This window comes from Bacillus sp. GMs2/2, from assembly GCF_050172095.1.
Lineage (GTDB): Bacteria > Bacillota > Bacilli > Bacillales > Bacillaceae_G > Bacillus_A > Bacillus_A cereus.
Genome location: NZ_JBNLYE010000236.1, coordinates 1 through 6,386 on the forward strand (window position 1 = coordinate 1; position 6,386 = coordinate 6,386).

Sequence of the window (6,386 nt, forward strand, 5' to 3'; positions counted from 1 at the left end):
ATCTCACACGACATTATAAAAAGAAAAGAACTTAATGAAGATAACACATGAATGTTTCGTAAATGTATCAAAAAAGTGAACAAAAGCGTTATTTTATTAGAAAAGTATGATTATATGAAATATCATGCATGAAAGAAGAGGCGTTAGCAAAAATATCCATTAACGAAATCAGCTTTATTTTTCAGTAAAGTATTCTTCTTAAGTGACTCATGTTGTAAAGGTAGCGGTGAAAACAGAAAGAGTTCTTTTTTTAGCAGACGGAGAAGTTGTTAGTGAAATACAACTAGGCAAGTTTAGGAATGATGATTTAAAAGCGCGAGAAGAGAAGTTGTTAAAATGGTTAGCTGTACTCGGACTTTAAAGACAAAAACTCCTATTGAATATAGGAGTTTTTTCTTTGTTTGAAAGTTCAAAAAGATATATAATAATTTTCTGACTATTAATTCGTGGAGGGGTATTAATGAAAAATGAAACGTTACACACACAAGAAGACATTTTAAAAATGCTTGATTCATTATTAAGACCTGCAGAACCATTTTGGAATGAGTTTTATGAGAATAGAGAAAAGGATGTTCCGTTTTTTGAAAATGTTCCAGATGAGAATCTAGTTTCGTATATACAAAAAGAGAGAGTTTCAAAAGGGAAGGTATTAGAACTTGGATGTGGTCCAGGTAGAAATGCCATTTATTTAGCGACTCAAGGATTTGATGTAACAGCAGTGGATTTATCTGTAGAAGGCATTAATTGGGCTAAAGAAAGGGCATTGGCAAAAGAGGTAGCAATTCATTTTATTTGTGATTCAATTTTTAATTTAGAGGTTCAAAACGAATTTGATTTTGTATACGATTCGGGCTGTTTGCATCACATTCCACCGCATAGAAGAATAAATTATGTGGATTTAATTAAAAACTCATTAAAATCGGGTGGTTATTTCGGATTAACATGTTTTGCGGCAGGTGATTTAGATGAGCGAAATGGATCGGAAATAACAGATTGGGACGTATATAGAGGGTGGAGTCTACAAGGTGGTCTTGCATACTCGGAAGAAAAGTTAAGAGAGATATTTAAAGAATTTGAGGTAATTGAGATTAGAAGAATGAAACAAATGAAACAACCGAAAGAAATGTTTGGAGAATCATTTCTTTGGACAGCATTATTTAAGAAGAAATAATAAAGTAGATAATTGACAAACTCATCGTTTTTATAGACAATATGTTCATAGGAATATACGTTCGGTTTTTGAGTGACGTATGTTTTACATAAATACATAACAAGGGGCTGTCTCCATATGAGTAACGCAAATCAAAAAATTACTACGTTTTTAATGTTTGAGGGCAAAGCTGAGGAAGCGATGAATTTTTATACGTCGCTATTTGATCAATCAGAAATTGTAAGTATTTCTCGCTACGATGAAAATGGACCTGGTAAAGAGGGAACTGTAATTCATACAACTTTTACGCTAAATGGCCAAGAGTTTATGTGTATTGATAGTTATGTAAATCATAATTTTACATTCACTCCAGCTATGTCTCTTTATGTAACTTGTGAGACAGAAGAAGAAATTGAAACGGTCTTTCATAAACTAGCGCAGGATGGAGCGATTCTTATGCCTTTAGGTTCTTATCCGTTTAGTAAAAAGTTTGGCTGGTTAAATGATAAGTATGGTGTATCTTGGCAGTTAACTCTTGCTGAATAAAAAAGAAAAAGCGTAGCTTATTTGTTTGTAAAAGATGTTCATCTTGTATGGAATGAAGTTTCTAGGGTTTTAAAGAATAAAGGTGTTCTTATTGCTGGATTTACAAATCCGTTACTATGGATTTTTGATGATAACCAAGAGCAAAAAGGTATTCTGGATGTTAAACATTCAATTCCTTCATCAACATTGGATTATTTACCAGAGGATGAAGTTCAAGATTACATCGATTCAAATCAAACAATAGAATATGCGCATACTTTAGAAGACCAAATCGAAGGCCAAATTGATGCTGGTTTTGCTATAACAGGTTTTTATGAGGATGATTTTGGTGGAACAAGGATATTGGATAAGCATATTAAAACATTTATTGCGACAAAAGCTATAAAATTAAAGATGGATTAAGAATTTTTGCTTGTCGCACGGGGCGTTAGTCGAAGAAGGCTCTTAAAATAGAAAAGGATGGTACTTTCCATCCTTTTCCTTATGTATTTTGAGTGTCGAAACTATTCTCAAAACAAGTTTTACACTACTAGTTGTATAATTAGGTTATGCTTTTATATTAAGAATTTTGCTGACCGAATCTTTTCCCGAGTTTAGCTAACAATTCAGGTTGATCGCTTTGGCTCATTATAACTTCAATAAAGATAAGTTGATTCTTATTAAAAGTTATATTTGTTAAGACTTCTGCTAATTCTGCTTCATTTTCTACTTTAAATGTTAGACTTTTTTCTTCGGATCCAAATACCATTGATAGTTTATTGTAATCCCACATCTGTATGTCATTATAAAGTTGGTTTTGGCCGTGAATGGCACGTTCAACAGTGTATCCGTTGTTATTGATTAAAAATATAATCGGTTTTAAATTTTGACGTAGTATAGTTGATAACTCTTGGGCAGTTACTTGGAAAGAACCATCACCAATAATTAAAATGTTGCGCCGTGATAAATTGGCGAGCTGTGTACCAAGTAGAGCGGGCAGTGTATATCCGATAGATCCCCATAACGGTTGACCTACATATGCAGTGTTATTAGGTAGAGGGATAGCAGCACTACCAAAGAAAGGTGTTCCTTGCTCTACAATTAAGACGTCGTTTTCTTGTAAGAAATGGTACATTTGCTGCCAAAAACGTTTTTGTGTGACCATTTGTGCTTTTGGATTGAACTCTTCAGTAAAAGGTGATGATTCTAAAATAAATGGCTTAACGTCAAGGGTATCTTTATTACGATGCTCAATTGAATCACTTAAATGTTGTAAAACATCCTGCATTACAACTGGACCGTATTTTTTATCTATAATTTTCACAGTGTAGGGATGGATTTCTATAACTTGTTCTTTTGTAAAACCTTGTGTGAAGCCGCCTGTAATAGTATCAGTTAACTTCACACCAATACTAATAATACAATCAGATTCATCAATTCTTTTTCGCAAGTACGGCGAACTTACATCACCAGTATAAACACCTATAAATTGAGGGTGTTTTTCTGGGAATATTCCTTTTCCCATACTGAACGTCGCGATGGGAAACCCAGTTTTTTCTACGAATTGATGTAAACTTTCTTTAGCATGAAATCGATCTACTTCAAAATCAGCTAAAATAACAGGTTTTTTGGCACTATTTATTTTTGAAATGGCATGTAGAAGCATTTTATTTAATGCTTCTTTATTACTTAAAATAGGTTTATTTATAATAGGTTCTGTCGGTTTATTAATTGGTTTATTATACACATCAATCGGCAAATTAATATGAACAGGGCGTTTTTCATTCCAACATGCACGTAAAACACGGTCAATTTCCTCAGCAGCATGCTCAGGTGTTACATTTGTTTGTGCTATAGTGATTTCTCGATACATATTGGAAAAGTGATCGAACTTTCCATCTCCTAACGTATGATGGACGATTGCTCCATTTTCCATTACTTTTGTTGGTGGTGTACCTGTAATTTTTATAACTGGCACGTTTTCCGCATATGAGCCAGCAATACCGTTAATAGCGCTTAATTCTCCAACACCGAAAGTAGTAATAAGAGCGGCGATTCCTTTTATGCGAGCGTACCCATCTGCTGCATATGCAGCATTTAATTCATTACAATTGCCAATCCACTTTAAATTTTTATGTGCTACCACATCATCTAAAAAGGCAAGATTATAATCACCAGGAACCCCAAATATATGTTCAATTCCTAATTCGTGTAGTCTATCCAATAAATATGTACTTACAGTATATTGTTTTTTCAAATGAATCATCTCCTAATTATGCAATGAATGTTTCAATAGACTGAACAAGTTCTAATGCGTTGATTAAAATATTCATTACTAGATTGTGGTATAATTTACATACAGGGGGAAAGTAGATGACACAACATAAAGAAGAACAGATGAATGAGGCATTAGCATTATTTTATTTTGCATATAAAACATTTACTGAAAAGCCAGATGAAATTATAAAAGAATATGGCATTCAACGAGTACATCATCGAATTTTATTTTTTATCGCACGTTTTCCAGGGATAAGTGTAAATGAGTTATTATCACTATTAGAAATAAGTAAACAAGCTCTCCACGGGCCGCTACGTCAACTTGTGGAAAAGGGCTTAATTGAGAGTAATGAAGCTATGCATGATCGACGTGTGAAACAGTTGTCTTTAACAGAAAAAGGTACAGATTTAGAGAAAAAACTGAGTGATGTACAAAGACAACAAATGGGTGCTATTTTTTCAAAATTTGGTGAATCATGTGAGGACAATTGGCACCAAGTTATGAATGAAATGGCAAATAGCCGATCAGGTTTTGATGCTTGGATATCGAAACGGGAAATACCAGTCGATCAAAAATAATGAAAAAGCTTCTGTTTTTATCGTTTGAAAAAGAACAAATTTTATCCATACATTTGGCAACTATCGATTGGTCATAGAGTGAATGGATAAAAAGATACATTACTAGATACTTTATACGTGTACGTAATGGAACAATAAAATTCACATTTCCGAAAGGGGAATTATAATGATAAAACTTGTACTTATTCGTCACGGACAAAGTTTATGGAATCTTGAAAATCGCTTTACTGGATGGACAGATGTTGATCTATCAGAGAATGGATTAAGTGAAGCGAGAGAAGCAGGAGCAATATTAAAGAAAAACGGATATACTTTTGATGTGGCTTATACATCTGTATTAAAACGCGCAATTCGGACGTTATGGATTGTACTTCATGAGATGGATCTTACTTGGGTCCCAATACATAAATCTTGGAAGCTAAATGAAAGACATTATGGTGCATTGCAAGGGTTGAATAAAGATGAAACTGCTCAAAAATATGGTGAGGAGCAAGTTCATATTTGGAGAAGAAGTGTTGATGTAAGACCACCGGCTCTTACTGAAGACGATCCTCGATATGAAGCGACCGATCCAAGATATAAAACACTCAAAAAAGGTGAATTTCCATTAACTGAATGTTTAGAGGATACGGAGAAGAGAGTACTTGCTTATTGGCATTCAGAAATTGCGCCGACATTAAAAAGTGATAATAAAGTAATTATTTCATCACACGGTAACACAATTCGCTCGCTAGTAAAATATTTAGACAACCTTTCAAGTGATGGTGTAGTTTCATTAAATATTCCAACTAGCATTCCGCTTGTTTATGAATTAGACGAAAACTTACGTCCGATTCGTCATTATTATTTAAGTATGGATGGAGAAGTACCTGAAGGGGAAATTCCGAAACATATTTCTTTTTAATACGAAAATTTGAAATGAATGCTTGTCTACATATACAATATAGACTCATGGTAAAGTGGAATTTTAATCAGTGGGGTCTTACTGCCCACAAATAGCAGGATAAAAGACGTGGTACCTTCTAATATATATGCGATGTAGCTAATTTTAGAAGCTTGTCCACGTCTTTTGTCATAAAGAGAGCAGATTGCGCATGTAATGATATCGTGAGTAGTTTTTGAATGGAGGGTGATGTGATTAATGATCTCTAACATTCGAATTGGCTTATTTGTTTTAGCGATTGTCTTTGTAGTCCTTGTTTTCTTTTATTGGAAAAATGAAGAGTTGTACGAGGAGAAAAAGCAACGTATTAGAAAGACTTGGTATGGTTTGTTTATCATATCTGTCACCGTGTATTTCATGATAAAAGGAATCGATTTAACCCTCTGGAAAAATCTTTTAATGTTTACTGCAATGGTTATTTTTGTAGATATTGCATTCATTTTAACGCCTAATATTTCAGAAATATGGGGTGCGAAATTTAGCGATATTGGCAAGACAGTTCAATCCATAAAACGATCATTAATTGCATCTAAAGCGAGAGGAGAAATATACACGACAATTATTCAAAATGTTAATCCAGCAGTATTCGGTACGATGGAATGGCATACGGAAGAGGAATATACAAAGAGCTTAAATGCATTTTTAGATTCATACGGGGAAAAGATTGGCGCGAAAATTGTTGTTTTTGAAGCCGCGAAAGAATTAAATACAAACTTTCGTGGTATTCGCTCGCAATTTAGTATTATCGTTCCGTTAGAACATATGGAGCAATTGAATGAGCAGAAAGCGGTGCAAGTAGAAAATGTCGGGGTTATACCAGCAAAAATAGTAAGTGACGTTTTCATTGTTATTGATGGAAAGAAAAATAACCTGCAAGATCGGGATTTTGAAAATGTATATAATTTAACAATA

The 6,386-nt window shown here is 33.8% G+C and carries 6 protein-coding genes and 2 pseudogenes; 7 read left to right on the forward strand and 1 reads right to left on the reverse strand.

Annotation, left to right across the window (positions count from 1 at the left end):
- Positions 1-202 precede the first annotated feature (202 nt).
- From ACQGS6_RS21035 to ACQGS6_RS21050, 4 genes and pseudogenes are all read left to right on the forward strand, one after another.
- Positions 203-361 (forward strand): annotated as a pseudogene (locus tag ACQGS6_RS21035) (ABC transporter ATP-binding protein); the annotation flags it as partial.
- 99 nt (positions 362-460) lie between these two features.
- Positions 461-1,171 (forward strand): class I SAM-dependent methyltransferase, encoded by a 711-nt coding sequence (locus ACQGS6_RS21040; RefSeq protein WP_000787493.1) that lies wholly within the window; start codon positions 461-463, stop codon positions 1,169-1,171.
- 117 nt (positions 1,172-1,288) lie between these two features.
- Entirely contained in the window at positions 1,289-1,696 is a 408-nt protein-coding gene (locus tag ACQGS6_RS21045) for a VOC family protein (RefSeq protein ID WP_426965533.1), read from the forward strand.
- A 12-nt stretch (positions 1,697-1,708) separates the two neighbouring features.
- Positions 1,709-2,098: pseudogene (locus ACQGS6_RS21050) on the forward strand (SAM-dependent methyltransferase); the annotation flags it as partial.
- A 157-nt stretch (positions 2,099-2,255) separates the two neighbouring features.
- Here the strand turns inward: ACQGS6_RS21050 and ACQGS6_RS21055 are convergent.
- Positions 2,256-3,941, reverse strand: a complete 1,686-nt coding sequence (locus ACQGS6_RS21055; protein ID WP_097918591.1) for an alpha-keto acid decarboxylase family protein — start codon at positions 3,939-3,941, stop codon at positions 2,256-2,258.
- Between the two features lie 107 nt (positions 3,942-4,048).
- Between ACQGS6_RS21055 and ACQGS6_RS21060 the strand changes: the two genes are divergently transcribed.
- From ACQGS6_RS21060 to ACQGS6_RS21070, 3 genes are all read left to right on the forward strand, one after another.
- Positions 4,049-4,531 carry a MarR family winged helix-turn-helix transcriptional regulator gene (locus ACQGS6_RS21060; RefSeq protein WP_000191888.1) on the forward strand — a complete coding sequence of 161 codons (483 nt, stop codon included), beginning with the start codon at positions 4,049-4,051 and terminating at the stop codon, positions 4,529-4,531.
- Positions 4,532-4,697: 166 nt separating this feature from the next.
- Positions 4,698-5,435, forward strand: a complete 738-nt coding sequence (gene gpmA, locus ACQGS6_RS21065) for a 2,3-diphosphoglycerate-dependent phosphoglycerate mutase (protein WP_000594151.1) — start codon at positions 4,698-4,700, stop codon at positions 5,433-5,435.
- Positions 5,436-5,672: 237 nt separating this feature from the next.
- Positions 5,673-6,386 (forward strand): type II toxin-antitoxin system SpoIISA family toxin (locus ACQGS6_RS21070; protein ID WP_426965534.1); only part of this gene is annotated, 714 nt, incomplete at its 3' end.

What these genes read in the sequence shown, in the direction of transcription:
- ACQGS6_RS21040 (WP_000787493.1), top strand. Translation starts at nt 461, where the DNA reads ATGAAAAATGAAACGTTACACACACAAGAAGACATTTTAAAAATGCTT.
- ACQGS6_RS21055 (WP_097918591.1), bottom strand. Translation starts at nt 3,941, where the DNA reads ATGATTCATTTGAAAAAACAATATACTGTAAGTACATATTTATTGGAT.
- gpmA (WP_000594151.1), top strand. Translation starts at nt 4,698, where the DNA reads ATGATAAAACTTGTACTTATTCGTCACGGACAAAGTTTATGGAATCTT.
- ACQGS6_RS21045 (WP_426965533.1), top strand. Translation starts at nt 1,289, where the DNA reads ATGAGTAACGCAAATCAAAAAATTACTACGTTTTTAATGTTTGAGGGC.
- ACQGS6_RS21060 (WP_000191888.1), top strand. Translation starts at nt 4,049, where the DNA reads ATGACACAACATAAAGAAGAACAGATGAATGAGGCATTAGCATTATTT.